This is a genomic window from Marinoscillum sp. HNIBRBA16962, from assembly GCF_057801515.1.
The window spans coordinates 1532392-1556757 of record NZ_CM173603.1 but is presented as its reverse complement, the minus strand read 5'-3'; the positions used below and the strand labels follow the sequence as shown (position 1 = coordinate 1556757).

General features: G+C 43.5%; 17 protein-coding genes and 1 other RNA gene. 4 read left to right on the top strand and 14 right to left on the bottom strand.

The genetic code is table 11. The features are described 5' to 3' along the window. Positions 1–65: 65 nt before the first annotated feature. From AC3E9V_RS06670 to AC3E9V_RS06645, 6 genes are read right to left on the bottom strand one after another with little or no spacing between them, the layout of a single operon-like run. Positions 66–1004, bottom strand: a complete 939-nt coding sequence (locus AC3E9V_RS06670) for a succinylglutamate desuccinylase/aspartoacylase family protein (RefSeq protein ID WP_488752416.1) — start codon at positions 1002–1004, stop codon at positions 66–68. Beyond that, positions 1004–1693, bottom strand: coding sequence for an N-formylglutamate amidohydrolase (locus AC3E9V_RS06665; RefSeq protein WP_488752415.1), 690 nt, complete (start codon positions 1691–1693; stop codon positions 1004–1006). The genes AC3E9V_RS06670 and AC3E9V_RS06665 overlap by 1 nt, the downstream gene beginning before the upstream one ends. Further along, complete coding sequence (locus AC3E9V_RS06660) at positions 1690–2931, bottom strand: carboxylate-amine ligase (protein WP_488752414.1); 1242 nt, start codon at positions 2929–2931, stop codon at positions 1690–1692. Before AC3E9V_RS06660 ends, AC3E9V_RS06665 begins: the two co-directional genes overlap by 4 nt. Position 2932: 1 nt before the next feature. Further along, positions 2933–4384, bottom strand: coding sequence for a RimK family ATP-grasp domain-containing protein (locus tag AC3E9V_RS06655; RefSeq protein WP_488752413.1), 1452 nt, complete (start codon positions 4382–4384; stop codon positions 2933–2935). Continuing rightward, complete coding sequence (locus tag AC3E9V_RS06650) at positions 4369–5085, bottom strand: C39 family peptidase (RefSeq protein ID WP_488752412.1); 717 nt, start codon at positions 5083–5085, stop codon at positions 4369–4371. Before AC3E9V_RS06650 ends, AC3E9V_RS06655 begins: the two co-directional genes overlap by 16 nt. A gap of 21 nt (positions 5086–5106) precedes the next feature. Beyond that, complete coding sequence (locus AC3E9V_RS06645) at positions 5107–6426, bottom strand: NAD(P)/FAD-dependent oxidoreductase (protein ID WP_488752411.1); 1320 nt, start codon at positions 6424–6426, stop codon at positions 5107–5109. A 270-nt stretch (positions 6427–6696) separates the two neighbouring features. Here AC3E9V_RS06645 and AC3E9V_RS06640 point away from each other — a divergent pair, with 270 nt between their 5' ends. Continuing rightward, positions 6697–7983 (top strand): MFS transporter, encoded by a 1287-nt coding sequence (locus AC3E9V_RS06640; protein ID WP_488752410.1) that lies wholly within the window; start codon positions 6697–6699, stop codon positions 7981–7983. Positions 7984–7998: 15 nt separating this feature from the next. On the opposite strand, the gene AC3E9V_RS06635 is transcribed toward AC3E9V_RS06640, so the two are convergent. Then, on the bottom strand, positions 7999–9945 hold the full coding sequence (locus tag AC3E9V_RS06635; RefSeq protein WP_488752409.1) for a glycoside hydrolase family 97 protein: 1947 nt from the start codon (positions 9943–9945) through the stop codon (positions 7999–8001). Between the two features lie 165 nt (positions 9946–10110). Here AC3E9V_RS06635 and AC3E9V_RS06630 point away from each other — a divergent pair, with 165 nt between their 5' ends. Further along, positions 10111–10551, top strand: a complete 441-nt coding sequence (locus AC3E9V_RS06630; protein WP_488752408.1) for a type I restriction enzyme HsdR N-terminal domain-containing protein — start codon at positions 10111–10113, stop codon at positions 10549–10551. 6 nt (positions 10552–10557) lie between these two features. On the opposite strand, the gene ald is transcribed toward AC3E9V_RS06630, so the two are convergent. After that, positions 10558–11670, bottom strand: coding sequence for an alanine dehydrogenase (gene ald / locus AC3E9V_RS06625; protein WP_488752407.1), 1113 nt, complete (start codon positions 11668–11670; stop codon positions 10558–10560). A gap of 284 nt (positions 11671–11954) precedes the next feature. Here ald and AC3E9V_RS06620 point away from each other — a divergent pair, with 284 nt between their 5' ends. Further along, positions 11955–14360 carry an alpha-ketoacid dehydrogenase subunit alpha/beta gene (locus AC3E9V_RS06620; protein ID WP_488752406.1) on the top strand — a complete coding sequence of 802 codons (2406 nt, stop codon included), beginning with the start codon at positions 11955–11957 and terminating at the stop codon, positions 14358–14360. A 4-nt stretch (positions 14361–14364) separates the two neighbouring features. Here the strand turns inward: AC3E9V_RS06620 and AC3E9V_RS06615 are convergent, their stop codons facing one another. Continuing rightward, positions 14365–15108 (bottom strand): hypothetical protein, encoded by a 744-nt coding sequence (locus AC3E9V_RS06615; protein ID WP_488752405.1) that lies wholly within the window; start codon positions 15106–15108, stop codon positions 14365–14367. 50 nt (positions 15109–15158) lie between these two features. Here AC3E9V_RS06615 and AC3E9V_RS06610 point away from each other — a divergent pair, with 50 nt between their 5' ends. Further along, complete coding sequence (locus AC3E9V_RS06610; protein ID WP_488752404.1) at positions 15159–16130, top strand: LuxE/PaaK family acyltransferase; 972 nt, start codon at positions 15159–15161, stop codon at positions 16128–16130. Between the two features lie 256 nt (positions 16131–16386). Here AC3E9V_RS06610 and AC3E9V_RS06605 read toward each other — a convergent pair whose 3' ends face one another. The 5 genes from AC3E9V_RS06605 to AC3E9V_RS06585 all read right to left on the bottom strand — a co-directional run bounded on the left by AC3E9V_RS06605 (position 16387) and on the right by AC3E9V_RS06585 (position 24328). Next, positions 16387–17544, bottom strand: a complete 1158-nt coding sequence (locus AC3E9V_RS06605; protein ID WP_488752403.1) for a sigma-54-dependent transcriptional regulator — start codon at positions 17542–17544, stop codon at positions 16387–16389. Between the two features lie 27 nt (positions 17545–17571). Beyond that, positions 17572–18022: RNase P RNA component class A (gene rnpB / locus AC3E9V_RS06600), an RNA gene on the bottom strand. Positions 18023–18036: 14 nt separating this feature from the next. Then, positions 18037–18435 carry a type III secretion system chaperone family protein gene (locus AC3E9V_RS06595; protein ID WP_488752402.1) on the bottom strand — a complete coding sequence of 133 codons (399 nt, stop codon included), beginning with the start codon at positions 18433–18435 and terminating at the stop codon, positions 18037–18039. A 40-nt stretch (positions 18436–18475) separates the two neighbouring features. Further along, positions 18476–19768: a cryptochrome/photolyase family protein gene (locus AC3E9V_RS06590; protein WP_488752401.1), complete on the bottom strand. Its 1293-nt coding sequence runs from the start codon at positions 19766–19768 to the stop codon at positions 18476–18478. Positions 19769–19837: 69 nt separating this feature from the next. After that, positions 19838–24328: a translocation/assembly module TamB domain-containing protein gene (locus AC3E9V_RS06585; protein WP_488752400.1), complete on the bottom strand. Its 4491-nt coding sequence runs from the start codon at positions 24326–24328 to the stop codon at positions 19838–19840. Positions 24329–24366 lie beyond the last annotated feature (38 nt).

Genomic DNA, 24366 nt, shown 5'->3' with positions numbered 1-24366 from the left:
ACTCCTTTGGAGCACCAAACTCCAGGATTCGGATTGTAAATCCAAATCAGCACAGGGCTCAGCTATCAGGATGAACTACTCCCCAAATGAAACAACGCATCTCCCCTGTTCACCACCGGGTTATTATTCACTCCAATGATGTATCCTTTATGAGGGGCTTTGACCTTTACCTCATAGCTTCCATAAGGATCGCTTACAGTCCCGATCACTGTCCTGGCTTCAATGGACGAACCATTCCTGAAATGGGCATAGTGAAGCCCGGCTGACTTTGCCCTCAGCCACGAAGACCTCTCAATCAATATAGAGGGTGAATCAGGACTTTTCGCTTCATTTCGCATGCCTAAATATTTCATCACCCGCAGCATCCCTTCTATTCCCTCATCGATGGCACTTTTCCTCAAACGCAGCGATTCACCTCCCTCATAAACAAGGATTCGCTTGCCAAGCTTAAAGGCTTCTTTCCTCAATGACCGGTCCCTGAATGGAGAGTTAATAATGAAATGCGTATTGAAAGCATGAGCCAGCCTCAGGTTTTCTTCATCATCTGCCTTCACCCGGATCTGTGGGTAATTGTTAATGCGGGCGCCACCAGTGTGAAAATCGATACCATAATCAATATGGGGGATTATCTCCTCCATCAGGAAGTGAGCCACCTGGCTGGCCAGTGACCCGGTTTTAGATCCCGGAAAAGAACGGTTAATATCTTTACCATCAGGCACATCCCTGGAGAAATTGATAAACCCGTAAATATTAATAATAGGTATACAGATAACCATACCGGCATCTACTTTGTAATATTTCTCTGTGATGATCCGCCGCATGATCTCTACACCGTTTATCTCATCACCATGCATGCCGGCAATGAGTAGCAAAGACGGGCCGGGCTTTTTAGCGCGGTATACCACGACAGGTATATCTATCAGGGTTCCGGATGGTAGTTTGGCTATATTGATATCTATTTTGGTGGTCTCTCCCTTTGAGACCTCACTTCCGGCTATTTTCATTAGCTAAATGTTTTCTCTAATGTTGTACAAAGGACCTTTGTAATATCCTCCAGGCCTGAATTTACAAATTTTTGGCTCACCTCCAGCTCCAGCCCGAGATACTGCTCTCCGGTAAATTTGGTTCTCAGGTAAGTAGTAAAGCCATCATCGGCACCTTTGTAAGGTTGATTAAACAAAACCCTGTAGCCGGAAAGGCTTTGTATATGCTGTGCCCACGCCTCGCAAAAGGATTTTTCGGCTTGCCTTTCTTCATCAAAAAGCAAACCTATCTCCACCTCCCTTTGCTTGCCTTCCCAGGCAGGGGTAAAGGTATGAACAGACAGGTGAACCACTCTAAGCCCCAAATCCACTTTTTCACGGATCAATTCAGTTACCCCTTTTCGGTATGGCTTATAGTAATTTTCGATCAGATAGCGCCTGACTGCCGGACTCAGTGATTTGGTATAAGTCGAAAATAGCGCCGGATGCCCGACAGAGCGATTTACCTCCACCAGTAAGCGGGAAAGAAGGTGGTAATGATATTCACAACCCAGGTGAGCAGCAATGGACCTGGTAATGAAAAGTGCACCGGGGTCCCACCCCTGATGGCTTTCCAGGTCTGCCTCTGCGGCTCTAAACAAATATGAATAAGCTTTAGGAATCTGGTTGCCGGCATGCTCGCAGGTTAAAACCAGCACGTTGATTTTCAAGGCAGAAAGAGCGCGTTAGTTTTCAGACAGTGGGCCAACCGGCTGTAGGTTCTGTGCAGATCCTCATGGGTGAAATGATCACCCAGGTCATGCAATATCCGTTCAGCCAGAGTACCTTTCTGATTGATCAGCAGGAGCTGAGCAACGGTGTTACTTAAAGCATCCGGATATGCAGCTGAAGCCTTTTCAATCAAAAAAGCCCAGATATCGCGAGACTTTGCAGGTTCACTAAACCCTAAGGCATCCAGATAGGCCCTATCCTCCACGGTTGCCGTGCTGGCATACTTCACATTGCTTTTGTAAATGGGATAAAGCTGGTCCGTTTCAAAAGATTGTTGCACATCAAAGGAGATCCACTTTTCACTGACAAGCAGTTTGATCAGGTGTACCAGTAAATTTACAACAGCCAGGTCAGCCGCCGGGCACTCCTGTATATCCACAATTCTGATCTCAATGGCTCCCCGGTCAAAACGGGCCATAGCTCCCCGGGAATTCAACCAGACAGGTTTTAGTATGCTATCGGTATCAAAAGGTTTTATAGCGCTGGCGATCCGGTCATAAATATGCTTCTGATAGCTATGCCTTGTGAATAGCTTTTCGGGGATCACCTTCCCGGCAAGTATTGGAATTTTCGATTGGTTTTTTTCATAATAATAAAGCCTCTTGTCCTGGTAACCGGTAAACTTACCATCCAAAACCGGCGAAGATGCGGTAAGCGCAGGGATCATGGGCATCAAAAAACGAATGGCTGTGTGCAACCTGGCAAATTCCTCATCGTCATAAAAGGGCAAATTAATGTGTGTGCTCTGGAGATTGGACCAGCCATGACCTTTACAATTAAAAATGCGGTCATACGCACGATAGATCTCATATGAGTCGTATTCCCAGAGTTTTGTTTCTGTAGCAGGATTCATCCACGGGTGAGCCGCTCCCGGCAGCAACTGAGCGCCATGCTTCTCGAGCTCCCTGTTGATCAGGTTGATATCCTCTACAAATTTCTTTTCAAGGCCTGGCAGGTCAGCCGTAGGGCCATTGCTTTTGAGTTCAATCACGTGACTTACCAACTCATTGCTCCATGCTGTGAGGCCATGCTCTATTTCTCCCTCTACCTCTTTTCGCTCATTGCGGAGGAGAACATCGGCAATTGGTCGCACGTTCAGAGATTCCTGGTCTACAATCATGTATTCCAGCTCTACTCCATAAGCCTCAAACAAATGGAGTTTAGGTTTATTTTCCATCTTAAATCAATCGATTCATAAATTCCTGCATGATCGTGAGGTACAGCTGGCTTTTCAGCACCTGATCCTCCACCCCCTCATCCAGGTTGGGGTTGTCATTGATCTCAATGACGTAAAATTTATTGCCTCGCTGCTTAATGTCCACTCCATAAAGTCCATTACCGATCAGTGAGGTTGCTTTGACGGCCAGGTCCAGCAGTGCTTTAGGGGCCTGGTCTACAGGCAGCGTTTCCGAATCGCCCTCTTCGGGTTTACTGCCGGCTCCCTGCCAGTTGACAATCTGCCAGTGATTGGCCGCCATATAGTATTTACAGACATACAAAGGCTTTTTATTCAGTACTCCTACACGCCAGTCAAAATCAGTAGGTATAAACTCCTGGGCTATTACCAATTCCGAGGTTTGGAAAAAGACTTTTAAAACCTCCAGAAACTCCTTTTCATCCTTCGCCTTTTTTACTCCTTTGGAAAAGGAGCCATCCGGCTGCTTGAGGATGATCGGAAATTCCAGCCGTTCCCTTTTCAGCTGACTGAGCTTATCTTTTTTGATAATCCAGTACTTAGGTGTAGGGATCTGATTAGCGCTAAGCAGTTCACTCAGGTAAACCTTATTGGTGCACCTGAGAATAGAATCAGGATCATCCATCACAATGATCCCCTCGGAAGCCGCCTTCTTAGCAAACTTAAACGTATGGTGGTTCACATTGGTCGTCTCCCGAATAAACAAAGCGTCATACTGAATCAGCTTCGCGAAATCATTTTTAGTGATCAGATCCACGTTAAACCCTATCTTTTCTCCCGCTTTTACAAAATTCTGAATAGCTTTTTTATCTGAAGGTGGCGTCTGTTCGTCCGGGTTCACCAAAATGGCCAGGTCATATTTCTTTCTACTATACTGCTTGCTGAGTCGGTTTTTGCCCTGCAGGTATTCATCCAAAGCCTGCTTCAAATGCGCATGATGATCAGCAGGAAGCTCATTCAGGTTTAGCGGCTTCAACTGGTTTAAGGTCCACTTATCCTTTTTCAAAAACACAGCTTTCAATATCGGGACCTGAAAGAGGTTAAAAATCAGCGTTCCCACCCTGCTGAGGCTGGATATGTGAGGTTTACCAAAACAGATAAAAAGATCAATCCTGTCCTCCACATGTTTTTTAAAAGCTTCCTGAATGAGGCTGTCAAAATCCTCAGCATCCTCCTTTACCAAAGAAGGAAACCGAAAGTCCTGGAGGGTGGCTACCTCAGGCATCACTTTATGTCCCCTGGCTTCTGCCAGCAGGGAAACATAGTAGCCAATACTTTGGTACTGGATCGACCTGCAGAGGTTGACTACCCGGTACTTTCTGGACTTCTGATAAATTGCTCCGGAAAAGTAATCTCCCGGGGTTACAACTTCCACCTCCGGAATAGAGCTTATCCACTCTTCGGGAGTTTCGGTGATGATTAATTTTTGTGCCATTTCTTCGGCTTGATAACTAACAGGTTAGCATCGTAAGTTACAATACCCAGTAAAATTGAATTTATTAGTCGCTGTAATTTGACCTTATAATGTTGCTCATCGCTGATTGGGTTCTTCTCCAAAGGATCTGCTATATGCGCCATCCTGAGAATAGGGTCATACCCCTGAATCACTACAAAATGTCCGACTGGTTCGCCTTTAATGCTATCATAGGTGTTTGTTTCGCCAATTTCCCGGGCACAGTCATACAGATAGGTAGCGCTCAGCCCGGTAAGAATCGGGGTGCCATGGTTCAGTATTTTTTTAATCATTTTGGCTGTCAGCTCCTCAAATCTGATTTTGCCGCCCTGCTCTAAAAAACGGATGTACGCATCAGAAGCAAATTGAAATTTTTTAGAGGTTTTATAGGTCCGCTGCTCCTTTAGCCGGTCAACAATGGATCCGCGCTCTCTAAACCATGTCGGGTCAAACATCATGAGGTTATAGGTATACAATGTTGCTTTGTAACCTCTGCCAAGGGCATGATTTCCAAGAAGGACGGCCAGGGTTCCTCCGGTTTTAAGGGTTTTTACCTGGCTGATAACCTCTGCAAGTGTGATATCATCATCAAAATACCGATACACAGCCTGCAAAGAGGTAGGCCCACATGTTTCGTCGTTGGGCTGTGCGTGGATATCAAGATCAAGTGTCTTGCTACCCATAGAAATACTCTTTAGCAACGCTTAGTCATCATCTAGATCTTTATTGATAATCAATCGATTACCCTGCTTGTAGGTGAAATAGTTCCAAACCCAGTTCGAAAATACCAAAAGTTTTCTTCTAAACCCTATAATGGAAAAAAGGTGAACAAACATCCAGATAAACCACCCTAAAAAGCCACCAATACGGATATTAAACGGCAAGTCTACTACTGCCTTATTTCTTCCTATTGTGGCCATCGTCCCCTTGTTTACATACCTGAAGGGCTTCATATCCTTTCCTTCAAGCAGCCTTCGGAGATTATCACCCAGATTCCGAGCCTGCTGCATCGCTACCGGAGCAAGCTGAGGAAGCCCTTTTGGGTAATTTTCATCAGTAAGCAACGCTACATCACCTACTGCATAGATATACTCATGGCCCTTTACAAGGTTATATTGATTTACCCTGATGCGCCCTTTCTCCACAGCCCCTTCATTTAAGCCAGGGATCACATTTCCTTTTACTCCTGCCGCCCAGATGAGGCAGGTAGTCTTAATCTGCGATTTATCACTCAATGTAGCAATCTCATCTTCATAGCTTTCCACAAACTTGCCGAGCTGCACATCCACTCCGAATTTTTCCAGATACTTTTTAGCTCGCTTACCTGACTTCTCTGACATACCTGCCAACACCCGATCCAGACCCTCCACCAGATAAATTTTCATTTTTGTAAAATCCAATTCGGGGTAATCTTTTGGCAATACGGTATTTCTAAGCTCGCCGATAGCCCCGGCAAGCTCCACCCCAGTGGGACCCGCACCTACGATCACCATATTCATGTGCTTCTCCAGCTCCTCATCATCCTCGATCTGCAAAGCCTCTTCAAAGTTGGCAATAAGCTTGGTCCGCAGTTCAATGGCATCACTGATCTCCCTGAGTTTGAAAGAATTCTTCTGTATCTGTTTATTTCCAAAAAAATTGGTTCCGGAGCCTGAAGCTATCACCAGGAGGTCATATTTCAAAGAGCCAAGATCTGTGACCACCTCTTTGGCCGAGGCATTGATCTTTTGCACTTTAGCCATCCGAAAGTGAAAATTTTTACTTTCCTGTAAAAACCCCCTCAAAGGACTTGAAATATCTCCCGGGCTCAGCCCCGCCGTAGCTACCTGGTACAATAGTGGAATAAACGAATGGTAGTTATGCTTGTCGATCAGTACAATCTGAACATTACACTTGCTCAGCTTTTGTACCAGTTCGATACCAGCAAATCCTCCTCCTATGATCACCACCCTCGTGAGATCTGTTTTCGGGATTCGCTCATTGATTCGGTCTGCCTTGGGGAATGCTTTTGCGAGAGTTTCCAAAGTGCTTTTTATTTAGTCAACAGCCCAGATTAATTCTTGTTATTCCAGTCCTTTAAATACTTGTGTTTAAAACGATATTTATCCATAAAAGATCACTTAAGTCCGAATTTTTTTGCGGATTGTGGGGGACCTTCGAGGTTGCGAGTTTGAGCAGGTTGAGAGGTTGCGAAGTTGCGGGTTTGAACTGTTGCCGGTTGAGCAGGTTGCGAGTTGCCTGCACGAGCCGCAAACCCAAATTTTACTATTTTCGTGAAAGCTAACCTTTGATTCATGGAACCTAACAAGAAAGTAATCACTTCCTGGTGTATGTATGACTGGGCCAATTCTGTATATAACCTCGTCATCAATACTTCTATTTTCCCGATTTATTACACTGCAGTTACCGCTAACGAGCTTGGCAATGACAGGGTTAATTTTTTTGGTTTTGAGCTTATAAACTCCGTTTTATACAGCTATGCTCTTTCCTTTTCATACCTGCTTTCCGCATTCATGCTTCCGCTCCTTTCGGGGATAGCAGACTATACTGGTGAAAAGAAAAAATACCTGAAGATCTTTACCACACTAGGTTCTCTGGCATGTATCGGGATGTTCTTCTTTACCTCTGATACTCTGGAATGGGGAATTATCTGTGTCGTTTTGGCCAGTATTGGTTACAGCTCCAGCCTGGTCTTCTACGATGCCTATCTACCTGAGATTGCTCCTGCTTCTATGACGGACAGGATCAGCGCCAGAGGCTATTCTTTTGGTTATGCTGGCAGCGCACTGCTGCTGATTGTGTCCATAGCGTTGATCGAGGGTTTTGAATTTTTCGGGTTCCCAACACAAGGAGATGCTACCAGAACAGTCTTCCTTTTAGTAGGAGTCTGGTGGATAGGCTTTGCTCAAATCCCCTTCAATAGACTACCAAGTAACATCTACAATCGAAAACCCACGGGCAGGATCATCCTAAATGGATATCGTGAGTTGAGAAAAGTATTCCTTTCGCTTAAGGATGAACCAAACATTAAAAGGTACCTGGTTGCGTTCCTGTTTTTCAACATGGGAGTACAAACGATAATGCTGTTAGCCACTTTGTTTGGAACGAAAGAGTTGAATCTCGGATCCGGGCAGCTTATTCCTGTCATCCTCATTATTCAGTTTGTGGCCATTGGAGGCGCTATTCTTTTTGCCAGACTCTCAGACAGACGGGGAAATATCTTTTCGTTGAGCACGATGATCTTTATATGGATCGGGATCTGTGTTTTTGCCTATACGATCACCACTGTGACCGAATTTTACATCATTGCTGTACTCGTAGGTCTGGTCATGGGAGGTATTCAGGCGCTTTCCAGAGCTACTTTCTCCAAGCTCATCCCGAAAAACACCATCGATCACACCTCTTATTTTTCATTTTATGATGTAACCTATCATGTAAGTGTTGTATTGGGCACCTTCAGTTATGGTTTTATCGAACACCTCACCGGAAGCATGCGAAACAGCACCCTTGCATTGGCCAGCTATTTTGTCATAGGGTTTCTCTTCCTTTCATTTGTAAGGATGCCTGAGAAAAAAGAATGAAACCCGGGAGGTGAGCTATTTCGTAAAAACCACTGCTCCACCTTCCGGCAACAAGGTGAGTTTCAACTTGCCGTTCTTTTTTACTTTATCAAGGCTATGACCTGCTGTACGATCCTGCAGATCATAAATCAGGTTAACCTCCTTTCCACTAAGCATCGGAAGGTCCAGGATGAGTTCTTTGGTTTCCTTTTCGCCATTCACCGCTGCTACATACCACTTTTCACCCTTTCTGCGAGCTATCACCACATGCTTCCCCGGATACCCCTCCACGAAGACAGTCTCATCCCAGACGGTTGGCACCTCACGGATAAAGTTCAGCACATGTTCCGGCTGTTCATCCAGGTTGTTAGGGGTAATTCCAAAATGCTGAACCGGGGACAAATAAAGTACTGAAGTCGCGACCTCAAAGGCGTCGGTAGTTCTTCTAACAGACCCTCTCTCCTGGCTTCTGGAAAGGACGGCATTGAAAAAAACAGGAGCAAAGTCCATAGCCCCTACCGCATTTCTGGTAAAAGGAAGGACAGTGGCATTGAAAGCATGCTTATCTGAAGCGCTTTGTCGGAAAATCAGATTTTCAGAAGCAAGGACCGCCTCAGAAGTAACGAAGTTTGGATACATACGCTCCCAGCCTCTTGGTAATGTGCAGCCATGGAAGGTAATGGCCAGTCCGTATTCATTAGCATCTGCAAGTATATCTTCATAGAGTTTTATGGTTTCCTGCTTATCCCCTCCGAAAAAATCCACTTTTAAACCCTTCACCCCGATCTGTTGCAACCAGGCCATTTCCTTTTTACGTGCAGGCGCTGTATTCATTCGGTCTTGCGGGGTTTGAGGCGCATCATTCCAATGCCCATTGGAATTATACCAAAGCAGTACGCCTACATTTTTGGTCTCAGCATACTGTATCAAATCCTCAATACGATCACGCCCGATATTTCTGTCCCACCAGTTATCGACAAGTACATATTCGAAATCCAGCGCTGCGGCAAGATCAATAAATTTTACCTGATCCTCGTAGTTAATGCTACCATCCTGCCAAACGATCCAGCTCCAGGTAGCCCGACCCATTTGGTAATCCACCGATGGCTCATAAAGTGGTTTTACCACATCAAAAGCAATAGTTGATTCCACTATCGGCTTCAGACTTTCACCAACAGTAATGGTCCGCCAGGGGGTCTGAGCAGGTAGGGCCATAGCTGCATAAGTACCTCCTATCCCATTGTTTTCCCCCGGTTGTGGAAAAGCTATAGAGTACATCCCATTAGCATTGCCTTCGCTAAGCCTTGCTCCCACATATCTGCTATCTACTCCTGTCTCTGATATCAGTACCCATCCTTTGTCACCAAGCTTAAACAAAGCGGGAAACGTATACCCTACACCATTTAATGATGGAGTACTCATCGGCTCATCATAAGTATATTCTTCTTCGTAACTGGGTTTCGTTTTCTCCCAACCGCTCATGGGTAAGGCCTGTGGAGTAATAAAAGTGGTTGCATCATCTGGCAAATTAAATCCGGTTACCTCCTCATTGATCAGCGCATTCGTTTTCCTTTCTTTAGTGGTAAGCCGGTAAGAAAAGGCAATATCATTGTTGCTCAGTCGGAAGATCACATGAAGTGTGTCCTCTGAAGGGTTAGTATACTTAGATATCAACTCGTTAGCATGATAATTCACCTCACTAACCTTACCTTTTTTAAGTGTGTAGGTCTCATCTATTGCTTTAGTGGTATGAGAAACATAGCTGAGATCCTGCGCAAAATCCCCGATTGATGATTTTAGACCAAGCGGCGAATCTTCTATGAATTGTTTTCCATCCAGCCGGACCGAATAAAAAACTTTTCCATCGTTATTTTTCACATCCACTTCCAGTAAGCCATTCGGGCTTTCCTGGTTCACTGTATTCTGGCTAATCGCCAAATAACTAAGACTTAACACTAAAAGGGAGAGAATGAATTTTTTCATTTGGAAAAATGGTTATACAACTTCTGTTTCATGAGTAATTCAAATATCGCAATTTAATGTAAGAGCTTTTAACCTCAATGTTGATGAGTATCAATTCAATCTTGATTCATTAAAAGCAGGTCTGTCCCTTCCAAATCCAGTGTCTATTACTGATCTTTGTTCATCATGGAGAAGTTGAAGCTGCCGGAGTGTAATCTGAAAATTAAAAGTGAAGAAGGGAATCAGTTTGTTTTCGATATTGTACGAAAAAAATATGTGGTTTTAACACCAGAAGAGTGGGTTCGTCAGCACTTTATACACCTTATGATCAACCACTTGAAATATCCCAGGAGCCTGATCAAACTCGAATCAGTTTTTAACTATTTCAAATCCGGGAAAAGAAGCGATATCATTTTGATGAACAGAGATAATAAGCCTTTTTTACTGGTAGAGTGTAAAGCTCCTGGTGTGGAACTGAAAAAAGGAGTTGTCAATCAGGCAGCTGTTTACAATAAAGTAGTAAACGCTCAGTACCTCGCGATCACCAATGGAATAAGAAATTTTGTATGGAAACGTAATTCAGCAGAATACCTTCAGCTGGATCAATTTCCTGAATACCCTGAATAAACCGGATTATAGAAACCGCTCTACATTGGTATGAGACAGATCAAAGGCTTCCGCAACACCTTTATACACAACCTCCCCATTAATTACATTCAGGCCTAGTTTAAGCTCTTCGTTCTCCTGGCACGCCTTTTTCCATCCCTTATTGGCAAGCTGAATCGCATACGGGAGTGTAGCATTAGTCAATGCCAAAGTAGAGGTATAAGGTACAGCTCCGGGCATATTAGCCACACAGTAGTGCAATATGTTATCTACCAAGTATGTAGGATCCTGATGAGTTGTTGGCTTACAGGTTTCGATACAGCCGCCCTGATCCACAGCTACATCGACGAGCACCGTACCAGGATGCATGTCTTTGAGCATTTCCTTTGTTACCAAATGGGGCGCTTTTGCTCCATGAATAAGAACTGCACCTACAATCAGGTCGTGGTTAGCTATTAGCTCTCGAATATTGTATTCATTGGACATGAAAGTATTCACATTTGCCGGCATCACATCATCCAGATACCGCAGCCTTGGTAAACTGACATCCATAATGGTTACATCAGCACCTAATCCGGCTGCCATCTTCGCAGCATTGGTCCCAACTACTCCTCCTCCCAGGATCAGAACTTTAGCCGGTCGAACACCAGGTACACCGCCCAAAAGGATCCCTCTTCCACCCATGGGCTTCTCAAGGTATTTGGCTCCTTCCTGAATGGCCATGCGACCCGCCACTTCTGACATAGGAACAAGCAATGGCAAAGACCTGTCCGCTTTTTCTACCGTTTCATAGGCAAGACACACGGCACCCTGCTCCATCATTGCCTTGGTCAGGGGCTCATAAGAGGCAAAATGGAAATATGTAAAAACTAACTGATCCTTTTTAATAAGTTTGTACTCCGGCTCGATCGGCTCTTTTACCTTAACGATCATCTCGGCTACATCATACACCTCCTCTATCGTAGCAAGTATCTCTGCTCCTGCTTCGTTGTACTGATCGTCAGAAAATCCGCTACCCATTCCTGCAGTAGCCTGAACATAAACGGTGTGACCGTGCTTGGCCAACTCTCTAACTCCTGCGGGTGTTACCGCTACCCTGTTTTCGTTGTTTTTTATTTCTTTAGGAACCCCAATAATCATGGTAAAAAATCATTTTTGGATGTAAACGGATGCAAATATAGCTGGCCAAAATCAGAATAAATCGGCCACTAAAAAATTCGATACATGACAGAGGTTCAACACCCACCACAAGAAATATTATTCTGTTTTTATGTGAAAATTAGAATAATATACTTATTTAGAACGATTCTTCTCCTTAAACATGGAATTATATACCGAGGGCCTTCAAACATTTTTTCCCCGAAATTATTAAATTTGTAAGGGTTATCATTCCCATTTGAACTTAAAACAAACCACAATAGACTATGAGCTCTGTTAAAACCAAGAAAAAGTCTGTTTTGAATAAAACTGAAATCCTTCAGGACTATGCACTTGCTGTAGAAAGTCGAGAAGATAGTCTTATAGGAAGGAAAGAGGTTTTTATGGGAAAAGCCAAATTCGGCATTTTTGGTGATGGCAAAGAAATAGCTCAAATAGCTAAAGCAAAATTTTTTCAGAATGGAGACTGGCGATCAGGGTATTATAGGGATCAAACATTTATGATGGCACTCGGGCAGCTAACTTCCCAGCAGTTTTTTGCACAACTCTATGCCCATACGGACGTCAATGCAGAGCCGGCATCAGCAGGGAGAATGATGAATGGTCACTTCGGTACACGCTCCATCAATAGTAAAGGTGAGTGGAAAACACTTACGGACATGAAAAACAGCAGCTCAGACATCTCACCTACTGCTGCTCAAATGCCCCGCCTGGTAGGGCTTGGTTATGCATCCAAGCTTTACAGGGAAAACGATGCTCTAAAAGATTTCAAAGACTTTTCCATCAATGGTAATGAAGTAGCCTTCGGTACAATAGGTAATGCTTCCACATCAGAGGGTCACTTCTTTGAGGCAATGAACGCTGCCGGTGTGCTACAGATCCCAATGGTCATGTCAATTTGGGATGATGCATACGGAATTTCCGTTCCTCAGAAATATCACACCACTAAAGAATCGATCTCAAAAGCTCTGGCCGGATTCCAAAGAACTAAGGAAGAGCAGGGACTAGAGATATTTACAGTAAAGGGATGGGATTACCCGGCCCTTATCAATACCTATCAAAAAGCAGTAAAACTCGCCAGAGAAGAACATATACCATGCCTGGTGCATGTAGAAGAGCTTACACAGCCACAAGGACACTCCACATCAGGCTCCCATGAACGATACAAGCCAAAGGAAAGACTGGAATGGGAAAAAGAGCACGACTGCATCCTGAAAATGAAGCAGTGGATCCTTGAAGAAGGCCTGACAACAGAAGAAGAACTGGAGGAGCTGGAAAAAGAAGCTAAAGCCAAGGCTAAAAAAGCACGCGAACTGGCCTGGAAGGAGTTTACAGCGGATATCAGAGAAGATTTAAACGAAGCTATCGAACTCATAGGAAAAGCAGCGCTTTCTTCCAAAAACAACAAAGTGCTCCAGCAAGTAAAAGATGATCTGAAAAGTGCCTTGAACCCATTAAAAGCAGATATCATGCGAGCGGCCCGGAAGAGTCTCAGATATCTGACTGAAGAAGAGTCACCCGAAAAAGATCGCCTTACTGATTGGCTAAAAGAAAAGCAGAAAAAATATTACAATGAATACAGCTCTCACCTGGTCAGTGAATCAAAAGATTCCCCGCTACAAGTAGAAGAAGTAAAGCCGGTGTATGACGATGATTCTAATGTTGTAGATGGCAGGGAAGTGGCTCAGGCTTGTTTCAATGCGCTTTTCGAACGCGACCCAAGGGTTGTGGCTTTTGGGGAAGATGTGGGGAAAATCGGGGATGTAAATCAGGGATTTGCCGGTTTGCAGGAGAAGTTTGGCGAATTACGAATCACCGATACGGGAATTCGGGAGCTTTCGATTATTGGACAGGGTATTGGCTTAGCCCTCAGAGGATTACGGCCAATTGCTGAAATCCAGTATCTGGACTACCTCATCTATGCCATCCAAACCCTCTCCGATGACTTAGCTTCTTTGCACTACCGCATGAAAGGCGGTCAGAAAGCCCCGCTGATCATTCGTACCAGGGGGCACCGTCTGGAAGGCGTCTGGCATAGCGGCTCTCCCATGGGCATGATCATCAATTCACTTCGGGGCATACATGTGCTCGTACCAAGAAACCTTACGCAGGCAGCAGGCTTCTATAATACATTGATGGATTCAGATGATCCTGCGTTGATCATCGAGTCTTTGAACGGTTACCGTCTGAAGGAAAAAATGCCATCTAACATCGGAGAGATCAAGGTGCCCCTCGGAGTGCCTGAGATCCTGAAAGAAGGCACAGATATTACCCTGGTCACCTATGGTTCCACCTGCAGGATTGTAATGGACGCTGCCCAGCAGCTCCAGGAGTTTGGCATATCTGCTGAGGTGATAGATGTACAGACACTACTTCCGTTTGACAGACATAAAATCATTGTAGAATCATTGAAAAAGACCAACCGGGCAGCATTTATCGATGAAGATGTGCCGGGTGGAGCATCAGCATTTATGATGCAAAATGTACTGGAAAGGGATGGCGGATATTTTCACCTTGATTCAAAACCAATCACGGTAACAGGAAAAGAACATCGTCCTGCATACGGTACAGATGGAGACTATTTTTCCAAGCCTAACGCTGAAGATATCTTCGAAAGCGCGTATGGTCTGATGCACGAAATAGATCCTGAAAAATTTAAAAAGTTATATTAGATAATTACCGGCTTTCAAGGATATCCTGAAACAGGAACTCGGGAGATTCAACGGTATTGCTTTTATTCAACGCTCGATCGTATAAATAAAACCGAACCTTAAAAGTATCAGGTGTGAGAATGGTCTTGAAACCTCTGGAATAGAGACTGTAGGAAATCGTACCAGACAAAGATTTTCCATCATGTTCAGGGTCAAAAATTGGAATTCGTCCATTAAAATCAACAAGATCACAGCTCCCCGAGCTAAAAACCACCTTTGAATAAACGCCGTTTTTCCGTTCCAGAAAATCTATGTGAAAGTTATTAGTGAATTCGTTTTTCTGAATATAGATCGTATCTGCGGATACATCCTCATCATATAAATAGTTACACCGGTCGTACCCGGGCCGGTTATCCGTATCACTAAAAGACTCCTTCAGATCTACATAGTAATATGGGGGAACGTAAGGAGCTGCATAAAGCGGAGGCACTATATCATTTGAGATAGTCACCACAGAATCACGCGAATCAATAATAATGTTGGTATTATGAAAGGGATAATCCAGGAATTGAGAATTGATACCTATATCGCCATCCCCGTCCTCAAAATCAAATTTAAGAAGCATGGAATCAGATGCATCTTGATACTCGATATATTTGAGGCTATTGAATTTTATATGGGGAACTTCCGAAAACTCTGGCGGTTCAAAACACCCCGCAAAGATCACTATGATTAAAATGATGGATATTTGACTCCAATGAAATCTCATGCTCATATAAACAAAACTATCACAACTTTCCTTTATTCTTTATATAACTGATGTTTAACCCTGAAAATTTCAAATCAGAACTCTTTTTTACTACGAAAGAAAATTTCGAGCAAAAAGCCCTCGACCTGTTCTCCTACCAGTGGGAAAGCAACAAAATATACAGATCGTTTTGCCAAAACCTCAGTAAATCGCCCGATAATGTATCCTCTCTTCAGGAAATACCCTTTTTGCCCATCGAATTTTTCAAGACTCACCAGGTAAAAACGGGGAATTGGAAGACCGGAAAAAAATTTCTCAGCAGTGGAACCACAAGCTCACAGAGAAGTTGTCACGAAGTAAAAGATGTAACCTTCTACCATAAAGCTGCCAGGCAAGCATTTGAAATGCACTATGGTAGTCTTGAGGATTATACCATCATAGCTTTGCTTCCTTCCTATCTGGAGCAGGGACAATCCTCTCTTATAAGCATGGTAGATCACTTTGTAAGCATTAGTCAGCCGGAAAGTGTGTTCGTAAAAACAACTGAAGAGCTAAAAGAGGCATTTGAAAAGGCTTCCGGCAAGGTGCTGATCCTGGGAGTGACTTACGCCCTCATGGATCTTGCTGAATCAAAGGATCTTCCAGACTTATCAGGTGCGATCATTATGGAAACGGGAGGAATGAAAGGGCGGAGAAAAGAGATCACCCGTTTGGAATTGCACAAAATTTTAAAAGATGCATTCAAAGTCCCGGCAATCCATTCGGAATACGGAATGACTGAACTTTTATCACAGGCCTACGGACAGAATGGACTTTTTTCATTCGCTTATTGGACCAAATGTATATTAAGGGACATAAACGACCCATTATCGTCGGTGAAACCCGGAAAAACCGGAGGTATTAATATTATCGATCTGGCCAACATATATTCCTGTGCTTTCGTTGAAACAAAAGACCTGGGAAGGAGTCAAAAAAATGGATTTTTTGAGGTTATAGGCCGTTTTGACAACTCTGACATAAGAGGTTGCAATCTTTTAATTTGACTTTTTTACGACAAAAACTGACACGATCCTTGGTTAGAACTGACGGAAGTCATATTTTTGAAAGAGGTAATAAATAGGTATCTTTAACCTAAGTATAAATACGCCGCTCATGAAACTTAAACTTATCATAGTCGCTCTAGTAATTGTTGGTTTCTCTGCCTGCACTCAGAAAACCTGTCCTACGTACGCTAAATCAGATGCTGAGAAACCTCAAGCTGAAAAAACTATTGACGTTTAAGCTTACGTTTTAATCCTTCTAGATTTCCACATATTTTTTCACGTCCGACTGGGTGATTTCTTGGTTGGACATGATAATGAGTCTTTCCACTATATTTCTTAGCTCGCGGATATTTCCTGTCCATTTATAGCTCTTTAGCTGATCCAGAGCATCTTCAGTTATACTTTTCGGAGCTGCGCCATATTCATTAGAGATGTCAGTGATGAAATGATCCACCAGCAAAGGGATGTCATCTTCCCGGTCCCGTAACGCAGGAACCTGTATGATCATAACACTCAGGCGATGGTAGAGGTCCTCTCTGAATCTACCCTCTTCTATTTCCTTTTTAAGGTTTTTATTAGTGGCTGCTATCACCCGCACATCCACCTTTATGAGTTTGTCACCTCCTACTCTGCTGATCTGGTTTTGCTGGAGAGCCCTTAAAACTTTTGCCTGGGCGGAAAGACTCATATCCCCTATTTCGTCAAGAAATAAAGTTCCTCCATTGGCCTGCTCAAATTTACCAGTCCGCTGCTTGTGGGCTGAAGTGAACGACCCCTTTTCATGACCAAACAGTTCACTTTCAATGAGCTCTGAAGGAATTGCAGCACAGTTTACTTCTACCATGGGTCCGGATGCCCTGCTGCTCTTCTCATGGAGCCATCTGGCCACCAACTCTTTCCCGGTACCGTTCTCTCCGGTAATCAACACCCTTGCTTCCGTAGGAGCTACTTTTTCAATGGTTTCTTTTATATCTACAATGGCCTTTGACTCCCCTACAATATCAAATTTGGAATTGATCTTCTTTTTGAGCCGTTTTGTCTCGGTTTGCAGATTGGACTTGTCCAAAGCATTTCTGACCGTCAGTAGCAAACGGTTAAGGTCAGGTGGCTTTTGGATAAAATCATAAGCTCCCTTTTTAGTAGCTTCCACGGCAGTATCAATAGTGCCGTGTGCAGAAACCATAATAAAAGGTGCTTCTATACCTTCCTCTATTGCTTTATCTAACAGCTCGATACCGTCCATTTTAGGCATTTTGATGTCACAGAGGACCGCATCGATCTGATTGTTTTTTAAAACCTCAAGTCCTTCCACCCCATCGGCTGCTTCACTTACTTCATAAGATTCATCTTCCAGAATCTCTTTCAGCGCTTGTCTTATGGTTTTTTCATCGTCTACAATGAGCACATGTGGCATGGGCAGTAAGATCTAAAGATTTAAAAATAATAAAGCAAGTCTGTAAGCCGGGTTCTGTATACAGACGGTAACCGTCTGTATGCTCATCATTTATCTGGCCCAGATGTTGCCACCTGGGTCTATCAGCCTACCCACTCTGACCCCGATACCTTTCGGGACCGGGAAGGGCGAGCAACCCCATTCAGAGCCTATTTGGCCTTTCAGCCCGCAAGGTTTACCATGCCTCTGATATCACTATCAGAGCGGTGGGCTCTTACCCCACCTTTTCACCTTTACCCGCCGTAGCTCCGATAGCTATCAGAGCGAAGGTGGGATTACCACCTCTTTCCGACAGGAAGTCTGTTTTCTGTGGCACTAGCTGTCCCTGACCCCGATAACAATCGAGATCAGAGCCTTCCTGTTAAGAAGTGCGGCGCTCTACGCTGCCCGGACTTTCCTCCCAGACGTTTACCGTCTGAGCGATGAGCAGACTTGCAATGCAAAAATACGTAATTAGTAAATATCTTTCCCGGTAATTTTGAGCTCCCACTCATCAGCAGTGAAAGCAACCTCATTGATCATCTCTTCGATCAGGTCTTCGGTGATATTATCCAGAAAGATCGACGTATCAATTTTCAGGAAGCCATCCTCCACAATGAAGTTTGTATGAACAAAATCCTTACTGGCTTCAAGCACTTCCGGATAGTTGATAGGCTCGCTTATCGGACAAACCTTGGAAGTAACCTGAACGGTGTCTCGCCCATATTTTTCATGGTGAATAATCTTAGCGATAACTGTCTGAAAACGGTCATCTTTAAGCGGAATGATAAAAATAGAATGATTATCGTCGTATTCGTTATACTCTCCGCCTATTTTTTCTGCAAATGTTCTACTAAAAGCTTTGAAATCCATGGTCTAAAATTGAATTCGGTTAATATACAAAAAATAAGCTTTAGGTGAGTGCTTCTTTATAGGTTTCTATTGCCCGCTCCCGGGCCTCTTTATGAGGAACGATTGGGTCCGGGTAGTCCTTAGTCCCATACTCCGGCACCCATTTCTTTATGTACCTCATGTCCTTGTCAAACTTTTCTTGTTGGCTGTATGGATTAAAAATTCTAAAATAAGGCTGCGCGTCTGTACCTGTCCCGGCTGCCCATTGCCAGCCTCCGTTGTTACTGGACAGCTCATAGTCCAGCAGCCTGGCAGCAAAATAACGTTCGCCCCACCTCCAGTCAATAAGCAGATGCTTGGTTAAAAAACCAGCCACAATCATTCGTACCCGGTTGTGCATATAACCCGTGGCATTCAATTCTCGCATACCCGCATCTATGATGGGATAACCTGTCTTACCTTCGCACCACTTTTCAAATAGCGCTTCATCATTCCGCCAGCGGATAGCATCATATTTAGGCTTAAAAGACGCTTTAACCACCTGCGGATAATGAGCCAGAATCATCATGTAAAACTCTCTCCATATCAACTCATTTAACCACGATTCAGACTGGTCTACCCCTTTCCTGACAGCCTCCCTGATGCTTACCGTACCAAACCTTAAATGAACACTCAAACGTGAAGTTCCATCCTCCGCCAGATAGTTTCTTTTCTCATCATAGTGCTTCAGCACCTTGTCAGAAATTACTGAAGAAGGAAAATCTATCGAAGAAGCTATAAACCCAATAGCTTCTAATGTGGGGACTGCAGGAATTTCAGTTTTAACCAAAGCTTGCAGTTTTTGCTCACTACGATACGGTTCCGTGTGCTTTGGCGTGAATTTTTCCAGCCATTTATTTTTGTAAGGAGTAAACACCTTATAAGGTTCTCCCCGCTCAGTCAATATTTCTCCCTCCTCAAAAATCACCTGATCCTTAAGGTTGAAAAAAGACACCCCGTGTTGAGCCAATAAACTTTCAATGTCCCGATCCCTTTTTTTAGCATACGGCTCATAATCTCTGTTTGTATACACAGCCTGGAGATCATAAGTGTCTATCAGCTTTTCAAAAACCTGTCGGGGTGTGCCATGGAATACCCACAACCCCGAATCATTATTGCGATACGCCCGGTCCAGATCCATTACTTGTGTATGGATGAAATGTACCCTGGCATCCGGAGCATCCAGATGGTCAAGAATATGGGTGTCAAAAATGAAAATTGGAAGAACGGACTCTCCTTCACTCAATGCATAATACAAACCAGCATTGTCATGGTATCGCAAGTCTCGCCTATGCCAGAATACATTCACCTTCATGTGTTCCAAGTTGTTAAAACTAGCAGCCCGTCATTTCATGCATGGTAAACCTACCTGGAAGAAGCTTGTTTAGGTGCCTGGCGGATTATTTGCTCTTTTTTCCTCAGACATGTCCTTTGGCTTGGTTTTAATAGCTTCTTCACGGCTTTTTCTGAGTAGTTCTCTGAAATCATCAAAGGACTTTATATACTGAAAACTTACACCCGTCTCTCTTTGCTGGGCACCGGCTATTTGTTCTGCCTGACTAAATGCCTTGACCCGTAAATGCCCATCTGAGGTAAGTAGGTATCTGACCGACCAGTCCCCTACAAAGTCAGTAGCTGAGGCATCCTCCGCTGCATTTTGAGATATTGCCCCACCGCCACTCACTCTTAGTCGTCCATCCAAAAAGGTATAAGAAAGGCGTAATTGGAAGGTGTTAAAGGCATTCGGGTCTAACGACTCGAGATCTACGTCTACATCCACTTCAAGATTCTCATCCATCTGGCTGACAAAGTATGAAAACTGATTAGACAAAAATTCACTTACACTACTTACACTTGAAGCCCCCGCTCCTACGGAAAAGCTTTGCTGTGGAGAAAATTTTCGCAAAATAAGCAAGCTAAATACCTGTCGCTTCAGCTCCTGCTCATCATTGTTGATCGTCTGAAGGATCAACTGCTGATCAGTGGCTGGAGAAGCCTGGGTGTTATCCATTCTCACCTCAAAATCAATGGTAGGAGAAAGCATATCTCCCTGAAGCTTCAGTACAACCAAAACAGGATACTTTTGATTAACACCATCCGTTTCCAATCCTCGATAATCCTCAAACGAAGCTAGTTGACGATAAGTAGCTTCAAGGTTCAAAACCCCGGAATACGGGTCGCCATACCATGAGATGGTACTCCCCGGCACTACTACAAATTCCTTATTGATGAAATTAGGGATAGTAAAATTGTATGCACCTTCAGTAATACTAATGTCACCGAACAGCTCAAACTCCCCATTCGTATCCAGCCTCATATTCAGGTTTCCGTTACCTCTTCCCCTTATTATATCACCTGTCCTGAAATTAAAGATCAGCTCCACATAGGCATCAGTCGTTACGTCTATTTCAAAATCAAGCCGAACGCCCGAGATACTTTGACGCACTATCTCCTCCAGATTAACCCGCTTCGTAGTATCTGAAAAATCAACAAATGAAATGTAATCCTTCTGAGTCACGTCGCTTTCCGATGATAGGGGGATATAAATTTTGGTTCCCTTCTCGGTGGTCGCATTTGCATCTATGAGTAAATCATTAAATGGCCCGGTGATGGTAATATCACCCGAAGCGTTTGCCGTACCATAATATAGGCTGTTGTCGATTGCCGTAGTGTTTAGAAATGAAAAATTACTGGCGGCAATATGTATGTCTGTATTGAAATCCTGAAATCCCGAATGAGATATTTTCCCACTCAATGAGGCCCGATCTCCGTCACGATCCACCAGCCTGATCCCATCAAAGTTTATTGCCCGATTGTCAAAACTAAGATCTCCTGAAAAATCATAGGTGGTTCCCAGGTAATCAAAAGTCATACGCCCATCACTTACCGACATTTTTCCATTTAATATGGGTCTGGATAGTTTGCCGGAAACCTGAATATTGCCATCAGCACCACCGCGAAGATTTGAAAACAGACCTACGAAAAATGGGTCCAGCAAACCAAGAGCAGCTCCATTAAATTCAGATTTAATATCCAGTTGATCAACTGAATCCGGGTAGTAGTATCCTGAAACAGCAACCGTATTCACCGACTGTCTCGTGATGTCCAGATCTATATTAAGCCCCTTTTTCATTGGATCCCAGTTTGTAGAGCCTTCCAGATTTCCAATGATAAATTCATTGGCCTCCAGATCATTTATATTAATCTGGCTGGTGAGTTTAAAAGGATCCCTAAAGTCATCTCTACTCAGGTCCACCTTGGAATTCAAGATTCCTCCGACTTTTGTCGGGAAGACGGTATTAAGAATGCTCAGGTCAAAATCAGTAAACTCTAAAGCTAAATCAGTAGTCAGGCTATCGGAGTACCTTCCTTTCAGCAAAATGGACTGCTCATTTTGATACAACTCCAGGCGATCAAAAATGATACTCTCACCGATCAGGTTAATCTGATTGTAAGGGTTAAAAAACCACCGGTTACCCATCGCAATAACCCGGGAAGGCAGGAAGTTAAACACCAGGCGATCCTCAAGCAGACGCATCTCAGCGCTGATTGAAGCAGAGCTGTTGTTTCCCGGCTGATCAATATTAAGATTCAAATTGATCTTATTGTTAAACCAAACTCCTTCTACTTCCAGATCTTCGGTGGTTTTGATATTTCGCCAGATCTGTTTTTCAGAAATTAAATAGGCTGAAGCGATGATTCCCATTGAATCCAGATCTTTTGACAGGTTGACATCCAGAGAATTCCCTTTATAACCTATACCCTGATAGTTGATCGAATCAATTTTAGTGTAAAAGGACAGTGTTGCATTGCGTCGCTGGTAATAGGTACCTTCTATTCTTCCATTATCAGATAGGTAAAGGTCCTCTTTAATAAGCTTAACATATTCATTTATATCACCATACTCCAATGTAAAGTCTATTGTATATTGATCAAAATCCTCCTCAAAAACCTCTGGAGGCTGACTATCCCCCGGACCTGTACTGAAGTAATCCTTAACCTCCCGAACAACCTTACGAGCATCCCATAAAAGTGTGGAAAAAAGGAAATTACCTTCCAGATTTGCTCTCAGGTCAGCAAGACTCAGGTCAATTGTTCGATTAGCTGCGTTTCTAAATGATCTTATATGAAGTGAATCGAGATTAATGGATTCACCTCTAAAAGAAAGCATAATATCCTTGAGTTTTATCTCCCCCTCAACACTATCAATATTGAGGCTCGTGACATTAGCATCCAGTGTTGAAGCTATTTGGAATGGTTCATCCGTAAAACCAAGCTCCATGAGATTTAACGTATCTATACGAGACCTGATATTGACAACCTCGGGAGAGGCCCCCAGATCTACATCTCCATATACCGTTAGATCACAATTCTTATCTTCTACCAGTAATTCTCCCTTGAAGAGCTCTGCAGCAAAGTCTCCTTTAGCTTCAATCTTCTCATAAGTATAGCCAAAGAATGTAGAGCGATCCAGCCTCGCATTGAGGAAAAAACGAGCCTTTTGCTGTGTAAGACCCTTCCCATCAATTTTACCATCCAGATTAACCACTCCGATCATGCTGGGTTTATTTATCAAACTGCCAACATTAAAACCATCCAGTTTGAGACTACCGGAATAACTGGCATCTCGCCATGATTTAGGAAACTTAAGATTCAAATCTGAAGACACATTCCCTTTGTCTGTCTGGAACTCCGCATTCGCCACAAAATCATTGGTGAACCCCAGAAATCTTCCGGTAAAACCGATACTTCCCAGGGTAGCCAGATTAGCGGCCACATCTCCTAAAAATGGGTGAAGGTCTGCCGATAAAAGCTCAGCGTCATCAATGCGTGCATCAACAAAAGTTTCTTCAATATTTGGTAAGCCTGTAAAATCAATATCCCCATACAAGTGAGACCTTTGTCCTGTAGAAATCTTTAGCCCGTCAAATGATAAACGAGGTATACTCCCTGAAATTCGTGAAGTAATATCCAACTCAAAATCATCTACGGGAATATTGGCAAAGAGGTCCAGATCCTTCTTTGAAATGGTGGAGCCTACGAGATTGACATCAAAGGTTACACTATCTACAAAATATCCCAGACTTTTCAGGCTTGCATATTCCAATTTAACAAAGTCCCGTACGGTCGAATTTGGTGTTTCGAGCAACAGGTTTTTTAGGGTCAAATTTCGATTACACAGGTGGAAATCACTTTTTAATTTATTAATATCCAATCCTGAGGCCCTGTCCATCCCTTCAAATGACCTGATACTTGCTTCGATGGTGTCATTCCTCAACTTAAAGTTTAGGATAGAGGCGGCCGGAATATCCAGCCGAAAATGCCCATAGTCAAAGTACCCATCTTCCAGCGAATCTTTCTCAAAGTTGTTATAGGAAAAGTAGAAATCGCTAAGCCGAACATTCCCAAAACTGAGCTGTGTTGCTTTCTTTTTGGGTTCCCTTGGTTTTCTATTGAGGTTATTGAGGTCATTGATAAACTCCACCAGGTTTATTGCCAGTGTATCCTGGTACTTGATCAGGTTAAGCTCTCCCGTTTCCAGCACCACCTTATCGAATAACAAATTGCCCTCAGAAATCAAGTGGTTAAGCTGGTAATCCACATCGAGTGATGAAGCATACACCAGTCGGTTTCCCTTGTAGTCCTTCACCTCCAGCCCTTTAATCTCCACAAAATCGAACCATTTAATCTTAATGTTTGTAATCTTTGCGGTCTGTCGGGTTTGTGCATTGATCTTTTCCAGCACAAAATCTGTCAGATAATTTTGAAAGAAGCTGGTTTGAAGAAGCAGTAATGAAATAAGAAGTAGTGATGCCAGGAATGTCAGGGTCCAAAAAAGGATTTTTCTGGCATAGGTCAAAATTTTGATTGTCACATGCTGTCCCTTCAAAGCCTAAATGAATAATTTAAAGA

Excerpts from the sequence above, each read along its gene's own strand:
- AC3E9V_RS06620 (WP_488752406.1), top strand. The coding sequence starts at position 11,955 with ATGAGCTCTGTTAAAACCAAGAAAAAGTCTGTTTTGAATAAAACTGAA.
- ald (WP_488752407.1), bottom strand. The coding sequence starts at position 11,670 with ATGATTATTGGGGTTCCTAAAGAAATAAAAAACAACGAAAACAGGGTA.
- AC3E9V_RS06590 (WP_488752401.1), bottom strand. The coding sequence starts at position 19,768 with ATGAAGGTGAATGTATTCTGGCATAGGCGAGACTTGCGATACCATGAC.
- AC3E9V_RS06595 (WP_488752402.1), bottom strand. The coding sequence starts at position 18,435 with ATGGATTTCAAAGCTTTTAGTAGAACATTTGCAGAAAAAATAGGCGGA.
- AC3E9V_RS06615 (WP_488752405.1), bottom strand. The coding sequence starts at position 15,108 with ATGAGATTTCATTGGAGTCAAATATCCATCATTTTAATCATAGTGATC.
- AC3E9V_RS06670 (WP_488752416.1), bottom strand. The coding sequence starts at position 1,004 with ATGAAAATAGCCGGAAGTGAGGTCTCAAAGGGAGAGACCACCAAAATA.
- AC3E9V_RS06610 (WP_488752404.1), top strand. The coding sequence starts at position 15,159 with ATGTTTAACCCTGAAAATTTCAAATCAGAACTCTTTTTTACTACGAAA.
- AC3E9V_RS06630 (WP_488752408.1), top strand. The coding sequence starts at position 10,111 with ATGGAGAAGTTGAAGCTGCCGGAGTGTAATCTGAAAATTAAAAGTGAA.
- AC3E9V_RS06640 (WP_488752410.1), top strand. The coding sequence starts at position 6,697 with ATGGAACCTAACAAGAAAGTAATCACTTCCTGGTGTATGTATGACTGG.
- AC3E9V_RS06650 (WP_488752412.1), bottom strand. The coding sequence starts at position 5,085 with ATGGGTAGCAAGACACTTGATCTTGATATCCACGCACAGCCCAACGAC.
- AC3E9V_RS06655 (WP_488752413.1), bottom strand. The coding sequence starts at position 4,384 with ATGGCACAAAAATTAATCATCACCGAAACTCCCGAAGAGTGGATAAGC.
- AC3E9V_RS06605 (WP_488752403.1), bottom strand. The coding sequence starts at position 17,544 with ATGCCACATGTGCTCATTGTAGACGATGAAAAAACCATAAGACAAGCG.
- AC3E9V_RS06660 (WP_488752414.1), bottom strand. The coding sequence starts at position 2,931 with ATGGAAAATAAACCTAAACTCCATTTGTTTGAGGCTTATGGAGTAGAG.
- AC3E9V_RS06635 (WP_488752409.1), bottom strand. The coding sequence starts at position 9,945 with ATGAAAAAATTCATTCTCTCCCTTTTAGTGTTAAGTCTTAGTTATTTG.